Annotated in this window: 11 protein-coding genes and 1 tRNA gene; 8 read left to right on the top strand and 4 right to left on the bottom strand. The window is 60.8% G+C overall.

What is annotated here, in order from left to right; all coding sequences use genetic code 11:
- Positions 1-606: 606 nt before the first annotated feature.
- Both lipB and lipA read right to left on the bottom strand, forming a co-directional pair.
- Positions 607-1,308 (bottom strand): lipoyl(octanoyl) transferase LipB, encoded by a 702-nt coding sequence (gene lipB, locus Q9S52_RS08835; RefSeq protein WP_304708854.1) that lies wholly within the window; start codon positions 1,306-1,308, stop codon positions 607-609.
- Positions 1,305-2,234, bottom strand: coding sequence for a lipoyl synthase (lipA, locus tag Q9S52_RS08830; RefSeq protein ID WP_294593851.1), 930 nt, complete (start codon positions 2,232-2,234; stop codon positions 1,305-1,307). The genes lipB and lipA overlap by 4 nt, the downstream gene beginning before the upstream one ends.
- A 232-nt stretch (positions 2,235-2,466) precedes the next feature.
- Between lipA and Q9S52_RS08825 the strand changes: the two genes are divergently transcribed.
- The 8 genes from Q9S52_RS08825 (at position 2,467) to Q9S52_RS08790 (ending at position 14,038) form a co-directional block, all read left to right on the top strand.
- Positions 2,467-4,965 carry a hypothetical protein gene (locus Q9S52_RS08825; protein ID WP_304708853.1) on the top strand — a complete coding sequence of 833 codons (2,499 nt, stop codon included), beginning with the start codon at positions 2,467-2,469 and terminating at the stop codon, positions 4,963-4,965.
- Positions 4,966-5,053: 88 nt separating this feature from the next.
- Positions 5,054-6,088, top strand: coding sequence for an aspartate--ammonia ligase (gene asnA / locus Q9S52_RS08820; RefSeq protein WP_304708852.1), 1,035 nt, complete (start codon positions 5,054-5,056; stop codon positions 6,086-6,088).
- Between the two features lie 38 nt (positions 6,089-6,126).
- The gene (locus tag Q9S52_RS08815; RefSeq protein ID WP_304708851.1) at positions 6,127-8,316 is read left to right on the top strand and encodes a glutamine synthetase III; all 2,190 of its coding nucleotides are present in this window, start codon (positions 6,127-6,129) and stop codon (positions 8,314-8,316) included.
- Positions 8,317-8,337: 21 nt separating this feature from the next.
- Complete coding sequence (locus Q9S52_RS08810) at positions 8,338-8,907, top strand: LemA family protein (RefSeq protein WP_304708850.1); 570 nt, start codon at positions 8,338-8,340, stop codon at positions 8,905-8,907.
- On the top strand, positions 8,907-9,815 hold the full coding sequence (locus Q9S52_RS08805; RefSeq protein ID WP_304708849.1) for a DUF3137 domain-containing protein: 909 nt from the start codon (positions 8,907-8,909) through the stop codon (positions 9,813-9,815). Before Q9S52_RS08810 ends, Q9S52_RS08805 begins: the two co-directional genes overlap by 1 nt.
- A 420-nt stretch (positions 9,816-10,235) precedes the next feature.
- Positions 10,236-12,425 carry a S9 family peptidase gene (locus Q9S52_RS08800; RefSeq protein WP_304708848.1) on the top strand — a complete coding sequence of 730 codons (2,190 nt, stop codon included), beginning with the start codon at positions 10,236-10,238 and terminating at the stop codon, positions 12,423-12,425.
- Positions 12,426-12,439: 14 nt separating this feature from the next.
- Positions 12,440-13,486: a M20 family metallo-hydrolase gene (locus Q9S52_RS08795; protein ID WP_304708847.1), complete on the top strand. Its 1,047-nt coding sequence runs from the start codon at positions 12,440-12,442 to the stop codon at positions 13,484-13,486.
- Between the two features lie 468 nt (positions 13,487-13,954).
- A tRNA-Leu gene (locus Q9S52_RS08790) sits at positions 13,955-14,038 on the top strand.
- 52 nt (positions 14,039-14,090) lie between these two features.
- Here the strand turns inward: Q9S52_RS08790 and Q9S52_RS08785 are convergent.
- Positions 14,091-15,011, bottom strand: coding sequence for an alpha/beta hydrolase (locus Q9S52_RS08785; protein ID WP_294594196.1), 921 nt, complete (start codon positions 15,009-15,011; stop codon positions 14,091-14,093).
- A 5-nt stretch (positions 15,012-15,016) separates the two neighbouring features.
- Positions 15,017-15,928 (bottom strand): cation diffusion facilitator family transporter, encoded by a 912-nt coding sequence (locus tag Q9S52_RS08780; protein WP_304708846.1) that lies wholly within the window; start codon positions 15,926-15,928, stop codon positions 15,017-15,019.
- Between the last annotated feature and the right edge of the window lie 947 nt (positions 15,929-16,875).

Below are 16,875 nucleotides of genomic sequence, written 5' to 3'. Positions count from 1 at the left end.
GCGCTCGGGCCGCGCGGGCCCCACGTCCCGTGGACGGGAAATGCTGACGCATTTCAACTACCAGCCTCGGCCCAATTCCTCGCCCCATTCTTTGTTCGCGCGCCTGGGGAAATCTTGTCAAAACGTGCTAGCACGTTTTAACGATTTCCCTCTTTAGGCGTGACGCGCGGGAGAACTGTTGTCGCGCGCCTACGCGATTCATTCTCTTTCGGCTTGCGCCGAAATAGCTGAATCGCTTCTTTAGACGGGGCGCGCGGCTTTGGCTACAGGAGGGTACTGCGCTCGGGCCGCGTAGGCCCCACGTCCCGTGGACGGGAAATGCTGGCGCATTTCAACTGGCAGCCTCTACCCCTATTCTCTGTCCGCGCGCTGGCGGAAATCTTATTCAAACGCGAACAACGCGTTTGAATGATTTCCTTCTCCAGCAGTCGCGCGCGGGTCGAGCTCTGTCCCGCCTCGAACTGTTCTTTTTGTGAACAAAAAGAACAAAAAAAACTTTAGAGCGCATCCCTACGGGATGCTCTGGCCGGGTCTAACCGCAGAATCCCCAAAAGCATTGCTACAGCCGCCTATAAGCAAAAACCGTCCGCAACAATTAAGCAGCCCCTACTCTATCGCGAGTCCACCGAACAGTCGCATAAAATGGCCGACATACACCCGTTTTACCTCCGCCAGCGTCGGCACCGGACTTCCCGTCCCTGCCAACTCCGCCGCCAGCGAAGTCACCCCTTTGTCCCTAAAGCCGCAAGGGTGGATATAGTCGAAATATTTCAAATCGGTCGTCACATTCAGGGCAAAACCGTGCATCGTCACATACCGTGATGCCCGCACCCCGATCGCACAAATCTTCCGTTCCGGCCGCCCACCCGCCGCAGGAAGCCACACCCCCGTCGCATGCGGAACCCGATACCCCTCGATCCCCCATTCCGCAATCGTCGCGATCACACTCTCCTCCAACCGGTCGATATACTCCCGAAGCCCCAGCCCATGCCCGCCGATCGTCGACAGGTCCAGAATCGGATACCCCACCAACTGACCGTATCCGTGGTACGTAATATCTCCGCCCCGATCGATCCGGTAGTACGTCGCCCCGATCGAACGCAAAAACGCCTCGCTCACCAGCAGGTTATTCTCCCGCCCGCTCTTGCCGAGCGTATAGACGTGCGGATGCTCGCACAACATCAGCACCCCCCGCGCCTCGTCCGCCGCCCCCGCCGAGACACGCTCCAGCAGCCCGTCGAAAAAGCTCCGCTGCCGCTCCCACGCCGTCCCGTAATCGATCACCCCTTCGTCCCGTACCTCGATCATCCCTTCTGCGCGGTTAAAGTATTCAACGGTCGGGACACCTTCGGCGCCAACCGATCCGCCATATAAGAAGAACGGACGAGCGGCCCGCTCTCCGTATGAACGATCCCCCGCTCCACCGCCGCCGCCGCGTAGCGGGCAAAGAGATCCGGATGGACATATTCCGCCACCGGATAATGCCGCGAGGTCGGTTGCAGATACTGCCCGATCGTCATCCGCCGCACCCCCGCCGCCGCCAGGTCGTCCAACGCGCCGAGCACCTCGTCGCACGTTTCGCCCAAGCCCACCATCAGCGCGCTCTTGGCCAGATCGTCCCGTCCGAGAGCCGCCCCGCGGGCCGCGATGTGCCGAAGTACCTGTAAAGATGTGTCGTAAGAAGCCCGGCGGTCGCGCACCGTCGGCGTCAGCCGGGCCGTGGTTTCGAGATTGTGCCCCACGATATCCGCTCCGGCGTCCAGAACGACGTCGAGCAGGCCCGTATCGCCCGAAAAATCGGGAATCAAAAGTTCGATGGTCGTATTCGGATTGAGCGCGCGAATCGCCCGCACCGTCTCGGCCCAATGCGCCGCCCCTCCGTCCGGAAGGTCGTCGCGATCGACCGACGTAATCACCGCATGGCGCAGCTCCATCAGCTGCACCGACCGGGCGATCCGTTGCGGTTCCGCCGGGTCGAGTGGCGCCGGAGAGGCCGACGACTTGGTGGCACAGAACCGGCAGGCGCGCGTACACACGTCGCCCCCGATCATAAACGTAGCGGTTCCCCTGCTCCAGCAGGTCGAGATGTTGGGACACCGGCCGCTGGAACAGATGGTATGTAGATCGTGCCGCCGCACGAGTGCAGCGACAGCGGCATAACGCGGATCGTTATGAAGCTTTATTTTCAGCCATTCCGGTTTGTGCGTGCCGACTTTCTCATGCGTGCAAGGCATTAGCGATTTTTCATTTTTCAGAATGTTACAAAGTAACGAAAAATCCTCCGAAATTCCGAACCCCGATCCGGAATTCCTCCCTCTTCCGTCGCTATCCGTCCGTGCCGAAAAGCCACCCGGACGATCCGTTTCAGCCTCCCGAATCGCTCGAAAATAATCCGAAATAATCTAATTATAACATAATACATGTTCACTAAAATATCTGAACCGAAAACTCCATATCTTTCGATGTTTGCCACCCACAACCACATACCCAACCGTTCGACAGAGACGCACGGGCCGCCCCGACCCTCCGACGAGGCGGCACGGAGCGATTCCGGCCCTTTGTCTGCTCTTTTTCGGGCTGCCCGCCGCCGCACAGACCGGACTGCCGCCCGCCGCCGATTCGGTGACCTGGCGGCTCGACGCCGCCGAAAATCCGTTCGGATTCGCTCCGCTGCACGCCTACGACGACTATTGGGATCAGACCGTCGATTTCGGGTTCGGTTTCCTGCGCTACAAACCCCGCGGATACGACAACCGCTACCGGACGTTCCGCGCAAACGGCCTCTCCCTCGCCGAATGGGAAGAGGGGACGCCGGCCTGGAACGCCGTCTACGGACTCAACGACGTCGGCACCCGGAGCCACGCGGGCTTCGATGCCACCGGGCGGACGGAAGAACGGCAAATGCTCGCCTGGCAACAGACGCGCGGCGGACGAGTCGTCCTCTCGACTTCGAACCGCACCTACACGCTGCGCGGCTCGGCGGGCTATCGCTCCGGCGAGAACGCCCGCAACGGCTGGAGCTACTCCCTCTTCGCCGGACGGACGTGGGCGGGCGACGGAGGAGGATCGTACACGGTCGAGGGGACGTGGAACGACAGCTGGGCCGTTTTCGGATCGGTCTCGAAACGGTTCGGCGGAGACCGGCACCGGATCGCCCTGACCGCCTGGTATGCACCGAACCGGCGGGCACTAGCCTCCGCTTCGACCGAAGAGGCTTTCGACCTGACCGGCAACCGCCTCTATAACCCCGCATGGGGCCGGTGGAACGGCACGCGACGGTCGGCCCGCATCCGAAGCGCCGCCGAGCCGATCGCGATGCTGAATTACGCCTACGATTCGGGCGACGCACTGCGGATCGCCGCCACGGCAGGCGTGCGGTTCGGCCGGTCGGCATTCTCGGGGCTCGACTGGTACGACGCGCCGAATCCCCATCCGGACTACTACCGCTACCTGCCGAGCTTCTACCCGGAGGGGAGCGCCGAACGGAAACTGGCCGACGAACGATGGCGCACGGACGAGTCCACGCGTCAGATCGACTGGGCGGCTCTCGCGGCACAAAATCGGGACGACAGCCCGAGGGCGCACTACATCGTGGCGAGCCGGATGCGCGACTACCGGGAGTTCGCGCTGCACGTCACCGCCGACTGGCGACCCGACGCCCGCACCCGCTGGCAGGGAGGATTCGAATGCGCCGCTGCGGACAACCTGCACTTCAAACGACTGGACGACCTGCTGGGCGGCGGCTACTGGTTGGACGTGGACGTCTTCGCCGAGAATCCGGAAGACGCGCCCAACGGCACCCAGAACGACATGCGTTATCCGAACCGGGAGGTGCGCGAAGGCGACACGTTCGGATACAAATACTCGATGCAGGGTCTCCAGCCTCGCATGTGGGCCCGCTTTTCGAGGCGGTGGAGGCAGTGGGACTTCGAAGCGGCGGGGTCGGTCGGCGCGATGGCCTTCCGCCGCTTCGGCTACTACGACAAACAGAACTTCCCGAGCAACGAGTCGTTCGGCTGGTCGAAGTGGTCGGCCCATCCCGAGTGGCTCGTGCAGGGCGGAGCGGGATACAACCGGGGCGGCCGGCTGCGCGTCGGGTTCCGGTTCACGGCCCGGAGCCTCGCTCCGACGCCCCGCCGGGCTTTTATCTCACCCGAGTACCGCAACGCCCTCGTGCCGGGGGTGAAAAACGAACAGATGCTGGAGGCGGAGCTCCGGGCGGACTACCGGGCACCGCTCCTCCGGATCCATGCGGCTCTCTTCGCCGCGACGGTGCGCAACCGGACGGAGGTGCGGCGATTCTACAACGACCTGACCCACTTTTTCTGCAACTACCCGATGACGGGGATCGACACGCGCCACATCGGCGCGGAGCTGTCGGCCGAAATCCGGCTGGGGCCCCGGTTGCAGCTGAAGGCGGCCGCAGCGGTGACCGACTGCCGCTACACGTCGAACCCGCAGGCGACGGTGATCCGCGAAAGCACCGGCGAACCGATCGCGACCGAGACGGTCTACTACCGCGGACTGCACACGGCCACGGGGCCCCAGACGATCGGCGCGCTGGAGCTGGAATACGCTCCGCGGGGCTGGGTGTTCACCGCGACACTGAAGGGGTGGGCGGGCAACTACATCTCGCCGACGCCGCTCCGGCGCAGCGAGGCGGCTGTGGAGCGGTGGAAATACACGCCCGAGGCACGCGCCATAGCCGCCGAGCAGGAGAATCTCGGCGGCGGGGCGACCATCGACCTCTTCATCGGAAAAACCATCTATTTCGGAGCCCGGCACCGGCTGGGGCTCTATGCCGGCATCGACAACCTGCTGAACCGCCGCACGATCCGGGCCAGCGGCTACGAATCGTCGCGACTGTACCGAAAAACCCAAAAGGAGGTCTACCTGCCGCTGGCCTCGAAATACTACTACGCCCGGGGTATCACTTTCTTCGCCACCGCCTCCTACCGATTCTAACGCAAGAAAGCACACCAGGAACCGTACCATTCGGCGGAAATTTTCCTATCTTTGTCGCTTCGAAACCTTTCTTTTAAAACCTCTTCCGATGGCCCTGACAATCCCTCCCTACTACCGCGCGAGTCTGAACGGGAACAGCATGGAGAGTGCCATCCGGCTGCTCAAGGAAAAATTTCAGGAGTGTTTATCGAAAAAACTGGGACTGCGACGCGTAACCGCGCCGCTCTTTGTTTTGTCCGGCACCGGCATCAACGACGACCTCAACGGCTCGGAACGGGCCGTATCGTTCCCCATCCGGGACATGGGCGACCGCAGGGCCGAGGTGGTGCACTCGCTGGCCAAGTGGAAACGGATGAAACTGGCCCAGTACCGCATCGCGCCCGGTTACGGCCTCTACACCGACATGAACGCCATCCGGGCGGACGAGGAGCTGGACAACCTCCACTCGCTCTATGTCGACCAGTGGGACTGGGAGCGGACGATGCGGGCCGAAGAGCGCAACCTCGCTTACCTGAAAGGGGTGGTGCAGGACATTTACGACGTCCTGCGGGAGGTCGAGGCGGCTACTTACGAACGGTTTCCGCACATCACGCCGGTCTTGCCGGACAAGATCACCTTCATTCAGGCGGAAGAGCTCCTGCGACGGTATCCGGGCCTCACGCCCAAGGAGCGCGAGCGGGAGGCGGCAAAGGAGTACGGGGCGGTTTTCATCATCGGCATCGGCGGACAGCTCTCGGACGGCACGAAGCACGACGGACGGGCGCCGGACTACGACGACTGGAGCACGGTCAACGAGGAGGGCTATGCGGGGCTCAACGGAGACATCGTGCTGTGGAATCCGGTGCTCGAGGTGCCTTTCGAACTCTCGTCGATGGGAATCCGGGTCGATGCGGCGGCGCTGAAGCGGCAGCTGGAAGAGGCGGGATGTCCGGAGCGGGCCGGGCTGGAGTTCCACCGGGCGCTGCTCGACGGCGAACTCCCCCTGTCGATCGGCGGCGGGATCGGCCAATCGCGCCTCTGCATGTTCCTGCTGCGGTGCGCCCATGTCGGCGAAGTCCAGGCATCGGTCTGGCCGGACGAGATGCGCGAGGCGTGCCTCCGGGCGGGAATCGAACTCAAATAACCATTCACGGAACCTAACCATTTACCATGTTTAATACTATGACTTCACTCAGATTCAAAGTGGTGGACGAAGCGATCCGGCGCAAAGCCAAGGAAGTGGTGCTGCCGGCGGAACGGCCGTCGGAGTACTTCGGCATGTACGTCTTCAACCGCGACCGGATGCGGAAATACTTGCCGAAAAACGTCTATGTCGCGCTGGTGGATACGATGGAGAATCGGACTCCCCTCTCGCGCGAACTGGCCATGAACGTGGCGGCGGGGATGAAGCAATGGGCTTTGGATATGGGTGCGACGCACTATACGCACTGGTTCCAGCCGCTCAACGGCGGGACGGCCGAAAAACACGACGCTTTCGTGGAGCACGACGGACACGGCGGGATGATCGAAGAGTTCTCCGGCAAGCTGCTCATCCAGCAGGAGCCCGACGCGTCGAGCTTTCCGAACGGCGGGATCCGCAACACGTTCGAGGCCAGGGGATACTCGGCATGGGATCCGACCTCGCCGGCCTTTATCGTGGGGACGACCCTCTGCATTCCGACCGTCTTCATCGCCTACACGGGCGAGGCGCTGGATTTCAAGACCCCGCTGCTGAAGTCGATCGACGCAGTGGATCGGGCGGCGACCGATGTGTGCCAGCTGTTCGATCCGCAAATCAAACGGGTAACGTCGTTTTTGGGTTGGGAACAGGAGTATTTTCTGGTCGACGAAGGGCTGTGGGCGGCACGTCCGGACTTAGTGCTGACAGGGCGGACGCTGATGGGACACGAGAGCGCGAAGAACCAGCAGCTGGAGGATCACTATTTCGGAGCGATTCCGACCCGGGTGGCGGCATTCATGCGCGATCTGGACGTCGAGCTGCTCAAGCTCGGCATCCCGGTCAAGACCCGGCACAACGAGGTGGCGCCGAACCAGTTCGAACTGGCCCCGATCTATGAGGAGACCAACCTGGCAAACGACCACAACCTGCTGTTGATGAGCGTCATCCATCGCATAGCGAGACGGCACTGTTTCCGCTGCCTGCTGCACGAGAAGCCGTTCAAAGGGATCAACGGATCGGGCAAACACAACAACTGGTCGCTCGGGACGGACACCGGCGTAAACCTCTTCTCGCCGGGCAAGACGCCGAAGGACAACCTCCTCTTCGTCACCTTCCTGGTCAATACGATCATGGCCGTCTACAAATACAACGGGATACTCAAGGCGTCGATCATGAGCGCGACCAACGCGCACCGGCTGGGAGCCAACGAGGCTCCGCCGGCGATTATTTCGGTCTTCCTCGGACGGCAGCTCAGCGAAGTGCTCGACAAGATCGAGAACTCGTCGTCCGAAGAGGCGATCGCGGTGGACGAGAAGGCGGGATTCCGGCTCGGGGTGACCTCCATTCCGGAGCTCCTGCTGGACAACACCGACCGCAACCGGACATCGCCGTTCGCCTTCACGGGGAACCGGTTCGAGTTCCGCGCGGTGGGCTCGTCGGCCAACTGCGGCGGGGCGCTGACGGTGCTCAACACGGCGGTGGCGGCACAATTGAAGCTCTTCCGCCGACAGATCGACGAACTCTCGGCCACGGGGATGCCGATCGAAAAGGCCATTTTCACCGTCCTGCGGGACTATATCCGCGAATGCAAACCGGTGCGGTTCGACGGCAACGGGTACAGCGACGCCTGGAAACAGGAGGCCCGGGAACGGGGGCTCGACACGGAGACCAGCGCGCCGCTGATCTTCGACCGGTTCCTCACCCAGGAGTCGATCGAACTCTTCACCTCGATGGGCGTCCTCTCGAAGGTCGAGCTCGAAGCACGGACGGAGGTCGAATGGGAGACTTACACCAAAAAGATACAGATCGAGGCACGGGTGCTGGGCGACCTGGCGATGAACCACATCCTGCCGGTGGCGTCGCGCTACCAGAGCATGCTGCTCGACAAGGTGGCCAAATTCGGCGAGATCTTCCCGGCCGACGAGGCGAAACAGCTGGCCGAACAGGATCGCCTGCTGATCGTCAAACTGGCCGAACACATGAAAGAGGTGCAGCGGCAGGTCGAAGAGATGGTCGAAGCGCGGAAAGTGGCCAACCGCATCGCCGACGAACGGGCCAAGGCGATCGAATACCACGACAAGGTGGTGCCGCTCATGGAGTCGATCCGCTACCACATCGACAAACTCGAACTCATCGTCGACAACGAGATGTGGACACTGCCGAAATACCGGGAACTCCTGTTTTTGAAATAACCACACACACATCGCAAAACCATGCCTTGGATCATTCTGGCCGCCTGCCTGTTGCTTTTCATCATCGTCCCGATCTCGATCCACAACGGGTTCGTGCGGCGACGCAACGCGATCAAAAACGCCGGCGGAGCGATCGATGCCGTGCTCAAACAGCGGTTCGACCTGCTGCCCAACTTAGTGGAGACGGTCAAACGCTACGCGGCGCATGAAGCGGAGGTCTTCTCGTCGGTGACGGCCCTGCGCGGCGGGAAACAGAGCTACGACGAGTTGTCGGCGCAGGAAAAACAGCAATTCGACTTGGGTTTCGGGGTCGGCCTGCGGAACTTCTACGCCGTGGCCGAACGGTATCCGGAGCTCCGGGCGTCGGACAACTTCATGCACCAGCAACGCACGCTCAACGAGCTGGAAGAGCAGCTCTCGGCGGCGCGGCGCACCTACAACGCGGCGGTGACGGACTACAACGACTCGATTCAGGTCTTTCCGGCGTCGATCATCGCGGGCATGGGACATTTCCAGCCGGAAAAGGCGCTCGAAACACCGGAAGAGGAGCGACAGGCGCCGAACCTCAAATCCCTGTTCGGAGATAACTGATGGAACAGGTCGCAACCTCTCCGGCCGACGAAACGATAGCCGTACACAGCGGCGAATTCCCGCAGTTGCAGGCCCGCTATCGCCGACAGTGGCGGATCTGGGCAGCGGTTTGTGCGGGAGGGACGCTGCTCGGCGCAGTCGTGGGCGGCAGCGTCTGGGGCTGGGGGCTGATGGTCGCTTCGGTCGTGTTGCTGGCGATCGTCTCGATCCAGTTGTCCCGCCAATTATCGCAATACTATAAAGGAGAGATCGTACCGCAACTCGTCCGTCACTTCTGCGACGAGGGAGAGTACGACGCGAACGACGGCATCGACGAAGAGGTGTTCATCGAGAGCAATCTGTTTCCGACCCGGCCGGACCGCTATACGACGGAAGACCTGATCGAGGGACGGATCGGCAAGACGGAGTTCCGTTTTGCGGAGGTGAAGGCGATGGAGGAGCGCACCGTACATACCTCGCGCGGGACGCGGACGACGTGGGTGAAAATTTTCCGGGGTTTCTTCTTCGTAGCCGACTTCAACAAGGATTTCGCCGGACAGACGACGCTCGTACCTAACTTCTGGGGGGCGAAATGGCTGGCGGGAAAACAACGGGTGACGTTGGAGAACCCGGAGCTGATGCGCCGTTTTCTGGTCTGCTCGACGGATCAGATCGAGGCCCGGTATATCCTCACGCCGGGGCTGATGGAGCGCATCATGAAGCTGGCGAAGCGGTACCCGCGCTGCCTGCGGATCAGTTTCACGGGCTCGTGCATCATGGTGGCGCGCGACTGTTCCCGCAACCACTACGAGGCGGGGCTCTGGCGACCGATGTCGGAATGTATTCGGCGCGACATCCTGGCGGTGCGCGAACTGACGGGGCTGGTCGAAGAGCTCAACATGAACACGCGCATCTGGACAAAAGAATAACCGTTCGATTTATTCGTATTTGCCCGGGAGGGAACCGTTCTCTTTGTGAACAAAGAGAACCAGAAAAACTTTAGACGGATGCTTACGCATCCTCCAGCTGCCGGCGGCCCAAATCTCGGACTGTTGGTTGGGCTGGGGTTTTCCGGCGCAGCGCGCTTGGGTTATTTTGCCCATGATTTAGCGCGCTCGCCGAGAAAACCCAGCCCGACAGACTCGCGAAACATGAGGACTGCGGAGCCTGAGGCATAGCGTAGCTATCACGAAAGTTCTTTGGGTACCTTTCTTTCAACCGACGCTGCCAGTGAGCGCAATGCAAACGCAGTTTGCAAATTGCCGAGCGGCGAGGAGGAAGGCGTAAGCCAACAAAGGTACGGTTCCATCCGGGTAGACACAGATAATCGAACAGATTAAAATTATTTTATGAAACGATTGATGACCATGTTCGGAATAGCCACCGCGACCCTGACCAGTTGCGGAACCGCTCAGCCCGGCGACAGCCCTGCCGGGAATGCCGCACTCGACACCGCCCTGACCGCAGCCGAGAAAGAGGCACGCATATTTACCCCCGAAGTGATGTGGAAGATGGGGCGGATCGGGAACGGCGCCCTGTCGGCAGACGGGACGGAAGTCCTGTACACCCTGACCTATTATAATATGGGCGAGAACAAAGGATACACCTCGCTGTGGGTGATGCCGGTCGAAGAGCCCGGCAAAGCGCGACAGATTACGAACAACACCGGGAAAGACAACTCACCCGCATGGGGCGTCGATCCGAAAACCGGCGAGTCCTGCATCTACTTCCTCAGCACCAGAGGCGGCGACGACGCCACCCAGCAGCTTTGGCGCGTACAGCCCGACGGGGCGGGACTGCGACGCCTCTCCGACATCAAAGGAGGAATCACCGGCTTCGGAGTGAGTCCGAAAGGGGATAAGATTTGGTACACCGCCGACGTTCAGGTAGACTCGGTATCTTCGGCGGACATATACGGCATGAAAGCATCCAAAGCCCTGATCTACGACGACCTGATGGAGCGGCACTGGGACACTTGGGAAGACGGTGCCTACAGCCATATCTTCGTAGCCGACCTGAACCCTTCGGCCGCGGACGGCAACGGGATTTCCGATGCGCGGGACATTATGCCCGGCGAGCCGTGGGACGCGCCGACCGCCCCCTACTTCGAGATGAGCGAAGTGGCCTGGAACCACGCCGGGACACAGGTGGCATACACCTGCAAGAAGCTCACCGGGTATGAATACTCGATGAGCACGAACTCGGACATCTACCTCTACGACCTGAGCGACGGCTCGACCCGAAACCTGACAGACGGGATGCCGGGGTACGACAAATATCCGGTCTTCTCGCCAGACGACAGCCGGTTGGCGTGGCAAAGCATGGAACGCGCCCGGAACGAGTCGGACAAGGATCGCTTGTTCGTAATGGACCTCGCCACCGGGGCGAAAAGCTACGTAACCGACGGATTCGACTACAACGCCGCCAACCTGCGGTGGAGCGGAGACGGCAAGAGCATCTACTTCATCGCCCCGATCGAGGCGACCCACCAGTTGTGCCGGGCCGACCTCGCCACGGGCGATCGACCTGCGACCATTACCGTGCTGACGGCAGGCGACCACGACTACACCGACTTCAGCATCGCTTTCCCGACGACCGGCGAAGGCGGTGCGCAACAGCCGGTGGTCGTTGCGGCGAAGACCACCCTCTCGATGGCTCCGGAACTCTTCGCCATCGACCTCGCGAACGGGAAAGATACCCAGATCACCTTTATCAACAAAGAGATTTACGACCACATCGATATGGGCGACGTGCAGAAACGGTGGGTGACGACGACCGACGGCAAGCGGATGCTGACGTGGGTGATCCTGCCGCCGGACTTCGACAGCACGAAACAGTATCCGACCCTGCTCTACTGTCAGGGCGGGCCGCAGAGCGTCGTTTCGCAGCGGTGGAGCTACCGGTGGAACTTCCAGCTGATGGCGGCCCAAGGCTACATCGTGGTGGCGCCGAACCGACGCGGGCTGCCGTCGTTCGGACAGGAGTGGCTCGACCAAATCTCGGGCGACTACTCGGGACAGAACATCCGGGACTACCTCTCGGCCATCGACGATGTGTCGAAAGAGCCGTGGGTGGATATCGAGCGGCGGGGCTGCGTAGGGGCTTCTTACGGGGGCTACTCGACCTTCTACCTCGCGGGGCACAGCGACCGGCGGTTCAAAGCGTTCATCGCCCACTGCGGGATGTTCAACCTCGAAAGTTTCTACGGCGAGACCGAAGAGCTCTGGTTCCCGACCAACGACCTCGGCGGAGCCTACTGGGAACGGCCGGGCAATAAAGTGGCGGATCGTTCGTATGCCAACTCGCCGCACCTGGCGGTGAACGACTGGTATGCGCCGATCCTGATCATCACGGGGGCGAAGGACTTCCGGATTCCGTTCACACAGAGCCTTCAGGCTTTCACGGCAGCGCGGGCGCACGGCATTCCGTCGCGGCTGGTCTACTTCGAGGACGAGGGACACCAGGTCTTCAAACCGCAGAATTCGCTGGTCTGGAACCGCGAATTTTTCGGCTGGCTGGAGAAATACCTTAAACACTAACTCTGAGCCGCCCGATGAAGCGTTACATCGAACTCCTCGAACAACTGATCGCCACCCCCTCCTACAGCCGCGAAGAAAAGATGACGGCCGACCTGCTGGCCGCTTTTCTGACGGGGCGAGGGGTGGCGGAGGTACACCGGCTGCACAACAACGTGTGGGCCCGGAACCGATGGTTCGATCCATCGAAGCCGACCATCCTGCTCAACTCGCACCACGACACGGTGAAACCGGCGGCCGGATGGAGCCGCGATCCTTTTCTGCCGGAGGTGGTCGACGGGAAGCTATACGGCCTGGGGAGCAACGACGCGGGAGCGAGCGTGGTGAGCCTGACGGCAGCCTTTCTGCACTTCTACGAAGCGGAGGATTTGAAATACAACCTGCTGCTGGCTTTGACGGGAGAGGAGGAGGTTTCGGGACAGAACGGCATCGAGAGTATCTTACCGGAGATCGGCCCGTTGGATTTCGCCATCGTGGGCGAGCCGACGGGGCTCCATTTGGCGATTGCCGAACGGGGGTTGATGGTATTGGACTGCGTGGCGCACGGCAAACCGGGACACGCGGCGAGGGACGAGGGGGAGAATGCGATCTACCGGGCGATGGAGGACATCGAGTGGTTCCGCACCTACCGGTTTCCGAAAGAATCGGCCTTGTTCGGCGGGGTGAAGATGAGCGTGACGATCGTCAGCGCGGGGACACAGCACAATGTGGTGCCGGCGGAATGCCGTTTCACGGTGGATGTCCGGGTGACGGACCGCTATACGAACGAGGAGGTGCTGGCGATTGTGCGGGAACATGTCCGGTCGGATGTTTTCCCGCGGTCGACGCGGCTGAAGCCGTCGTCGATCGATGCTTCGCACCCGATCGTGGCGGCGGGGATGGCGCTGGGGCGACAGACGTTCGGCTCGCCCACGATGTCGGATCAGGCGCTATTATCAGTTCCGTCGCTCAAGGTGGGGCCGGGGGAGTCGGCGCGGTCGCATACGGCGGATGAGTTCGTCTATCTCAAGGAGGTCGAAGAGGGTATCGCCCAATACATCGCTCTGCTCAATGCTGTTCTTTAATCCTACGGTTTTAATACCCCGTTCATTGGGTTTTCTTTTTAACTTCGCTGCGCTCGTTTTCCTCCTCGCCGCTCGGCAATTTGCAAACTATGTTTGCATTGCTCTCGCTGGCAGCGTCGGTTGTGAACAAAAAGAACCAAAAAAACTTTAGACGGATGCTGACGCATCCTCCAGCTGCCGGCGGCCCAATTCTCGATTGGTTCGTCGGGCTGGTTTTTCCGGCGTGGGCGCATTAGGGTAATACCTGCATTATATGCGCCCCGCCGAGAAAACCCAGCCCGACAGACTCGCGAAACATGAGGACTGCGGAGCCTAAGGCATAGCGTAGCTAACTAAAAGTTTTTGGTGCCGCTTTTTCCAAAAAGCGGCAGTTCCGTCCAGCTCAAAGAATAGCGTACAGAAAACCGTACGGATAAAAACTGTCATTTTGGAGGAGTAGTCTATTTTGCCTACTTTTGCAGAAACTCTGCGGATGTGGTGTAATTGGTAGCCACGCCAGACTTAGGATCTGGTGCCTTGACCGGCGTGGGGGTTCGAGTCCCTTCATCCGCACATATCTTTTTTGTAACGCCCGGGCTGCCCGCAACCGACATTTGCGAAAAAGTCAGCACCGCAGCCACTCGAAGACCGCACGGAACGCCGCTTCGCGCGCCGCATGCGTCGAAAGGAACAGATCGTGCACCCCGTTCCGAATCTGCACGTAAGTCACGTCCGACCCCAGATTCCGCGCATAGCGACCGATATCCTCCACATTCAACACCGAATCCGACCGAAGCAACTCTTCGCTCCACTCCGTGCCGAAATACGACCGGTCCGAACTCATCACCAACACCGGCACCTCGATGTGCAACCCCCGTTTGATGCGCCGCTGGCCGTTGCGCACCGCCCGCAGCCACGAAAAATAGAGCGGAATCCCCTCGATCGGTTTGAATTTCGTATCGAAATGCCACGCCCCCCGGAAATCCCGGTGCATGCTCTGAGCATAGAGCGGCGACAGCTCGTTCTTTTTATGAGCGAACGGCAGGACGATGCTCACCGCCGCCGCCAACGGAATCTCGACCCGACGTTTGAACCACGACGCATTGAACTCCAAAAACGGGCTGTTCAACACCACCCGTGCAATCGCCGTCCGCTGTTCCGCCGGCCCGTCGTCGGCATACAGGGCCGCCAGCAATCCCCCCGTCGAATGCCCCAGGAGGATCACCTCCGTCGCCCCCTCGGCCAGAATCCGGCGGATACTCTCCGTCAGGTCGGGATAGTATTCGTACATCGACCGCGCAAAATCCGGGTGTTGCCCTTCGAGCAGCGACCGGCCGTACTTGCGAAGCTCCACGGCATAAAACCGATAGCCGTGCGCCACGAACTCTTCGGCCATATGCGTCTGGAAAAAGTAGTCGATATAGCCGTGCACGTAGAGCACCGCCCGCCGCGTGTCTCTCTCCGGCAACGGAGCCTTGATGAGCGTGGCGACCACCGGCCCGTCGTAGTCGGCCGGAAAATTCAGCGTCTGATATTCGAATTCCATAGGGTTCAATGCCAACAGTGGGTCAGACCGCAATCTTCCCCAGTCGTTTCAAGCTCGATCGTAGCATGTTCTATGCCGTTTTGTTCGCAAATGAACCGGATTTTTCGTTTGAGGGCGATTTGCGCTTCGGTGTCCAACGGCGCAACCGTCACCGCGTGCAACGTACTGACGTTCCGCTGGCCGTCCAGACTCCACAGGTGCAGGTCGTGGATCGAAGCCACCTCCGGCAAGGCCACGATCTCGTTTTTCAGCCGTTCCACATCAATTTCGGACGGGGTGTGCTGCAACAGGATGCGGAACGTAGCCCGCATGTTCCGATAGACGTTCCACAGCACCCAGCACGAAATGGCGATCGACAACAGCGGATCGAGAATCGGCACCCGGACGAAGAGCATCACCATGCTGACCACCAGCACGGCCAGCCATCCCAGCACATCTTCCATCATATGGAGCATCACGGCCCGTTCGCTGATCGAGCCTCCCTTTTTGAGCCTCAGCGCGGCAAAGCCGTTGACCAGCACGCCGAAGACGGCCAATCCGAGCATCCCTTCGGCATTGGGTTCCTGAGGCGTCACGATGCGTTCGACGCACGCTTTGATAATGAAGACCGAACCGACGAGCAGTACGGTGGAGATGAACAAGGCGCCGAGCAGCGAAAATCGCTTATACCCATAGCTATACCGGGCATCTCCGGGTCGTTCGGACACTTTCTGCAACCGCCAGGCGACGGCCAGCGACAAGCTGTCGCCGAAGTCGTGAAAGGCATCCGATAGAATCGCAATGCTGTTTGTCCACAGCCCTCCGATGAGTTCAACGGCGGCAAACCCGAGGTTGATGAAAAACGCAAGGGCAATATTTCCTGTCGCCGCATGATGGTGCATGTGGTCGTGGTGGTGTGGGTGGTTATGATCGTGCATGGCTCTGTTTGTCTATTTCTGGGTCTCTTTGCGCATGGTGTTTCGCGCTGCCCCGCCCCGGGCTTCCGCGATTCGGGCTATGAAGCAGGCGTGTTGCACTGCGGTGGCAGCCATGGCTTCAGCTGGTCTTCCGCTTCAAATGCGAGCGGTCGCAACGACATGAGTTTGAATTTTCAGTCACAAACTCTCAATACCGGCAACTCAGATACTCGCGCTCACGGTTTTCAGTTGCGTTGCCTCTCGGAATAAACGGGGGGCGTACTCTTTGTTTAAGCAGTTCGCCGCCAGCAGGAACGCAACCGAGCTTGCAAAAATACAATTGCCTTAGCGGGTTGAAGCCTGCGGGGCCCAAAGCAACGTCAGTTGCGGGCCTCCGCGGTCGGAGGCTTCGGCCCGCGCGGTTCTACGAACCGCAACTGCAACGCCCCATTCTCGGAAATTCGTCCTCGGCGCGCCCCCCTCGCGCCGCTAATGCGTCGCTCTCGCCGAGGACGGCGGTTCAAAGAACCGCGCTACTAGCTCTCGCCCCCAAGCCCCGGCCAAGAGTTCTGCCCAAAGCCAAGCCCCATGCGCGGCCCAACGCGGCGTGAAAACCGTTTTCGGTTTTCGCGCCCAAAGAACAAGTGCCGCCCCGGGTACGCCTCACTGCGGCTCCGCTATCGCTCCGCCGGTGCCGCTCGGCACTCGAAAGCTAGGCGTATCTACTCCTAAACGTCGCCCGCGGCAATTCTTGCCGGATTGGCCGAGTGCCAACCGGCAGAATATGCCATCTTAAGCGGGCGGGCGACGGAGTTTGCGCGCAGTTCTTTATTCGCGCGCCTGAGGAAATCTTGTCAAAATGCGCTGGCGCATTTTGACGATTTCCCTCCTAAGGCGTGGCGCGCGTCTTTAACTACAGGAGGGTACTGCGCTCGGGCCGCGCGGGCCCCACGTCCCGTGGACGGGAA

It is taken from the genome of uncultured Rikenella sp. (assembly GCF_948810725.1).
GTDB lineage: Bacteria > Bacteroidota > Bacteroidia > Bacteroidales > Rikenellaceae > Rikenella.
This window is presented reverse-complemented; position numbering and strand designations above follow the sequence as displayed.

Excerpts from the sequence above, each read along its gene's own strand:
- lipB (WP_304708854.1), bottom strand. The coding sequence starts at position 1,308 with ATGATCGAGGTACGGGACGAAGGGGTGATCGATTACGGGACGGCGTGG.
- lipA (WP_294593851.1), bottom strand. The coding sequence starts at position 2,234 with ATGCCTTGCACGCATGAGAAAGTCGGCACGCACAAACCGGAATGGCTG.
- asnA (WP_304708852.1), top strand. The coding sequence starts at position 5,054 with ATGGCCCTGACAATCCCTCCCTACTACCGCGCGAGTCTGAACGGGAAC.
- Q9S52_RS08815 (WP_304708851.1), top strand. The coding sequence starts at position 6,127 with ATGACTTCACTCAGATTCAAAGTGGTGGACGAAGCGATCCGGCGCAAA.
- Q9S52_RS08810 (WP_304708850.1), top strand. The coding sequence starts at position 8,338 with ATGCCTTGGATCATTCTGGCCGCCTGCCTGTTGCTTTTCATCATCGTC.
- Q9S52_RS08805 (WP_304708849.1), top strand. The coding sequence starts at position 8,907 with ATGGAACAGGTCGCAACCTCTCCGGCCGACGAAACGATAGCCGTACAC.
- Q9S52_RS08800 (WP_304708848.1), top strand. The coding sequence starts at position 10,236 with ATGAAACGATTGATGACCATGTTCGGAATAGCCACCGCGACCCTGACC.
- Q9S52_RS08795 (WP_304708847.1), top strand. The coding sequence starts at position 12,440 with ATGAAGCGTTACATCGAACTCCTCGAACAACTGATCGCCACCCCCTCC.
- Q9S52_RS08785 (WP_294594196.1), bottom strand. The coding sequence starts at position 15,011 with ATGGAATTCGAATATCAGACGCTGAATTTTCCGGCCGACTACGACGGG.
- Q9S52_RS08780 (WP_304708846.1), bottom strand. The coding sequence starts at position 15,928 with ATGCACGATCATAACCACCCACACCACCACGACCACATGCACCATCAT.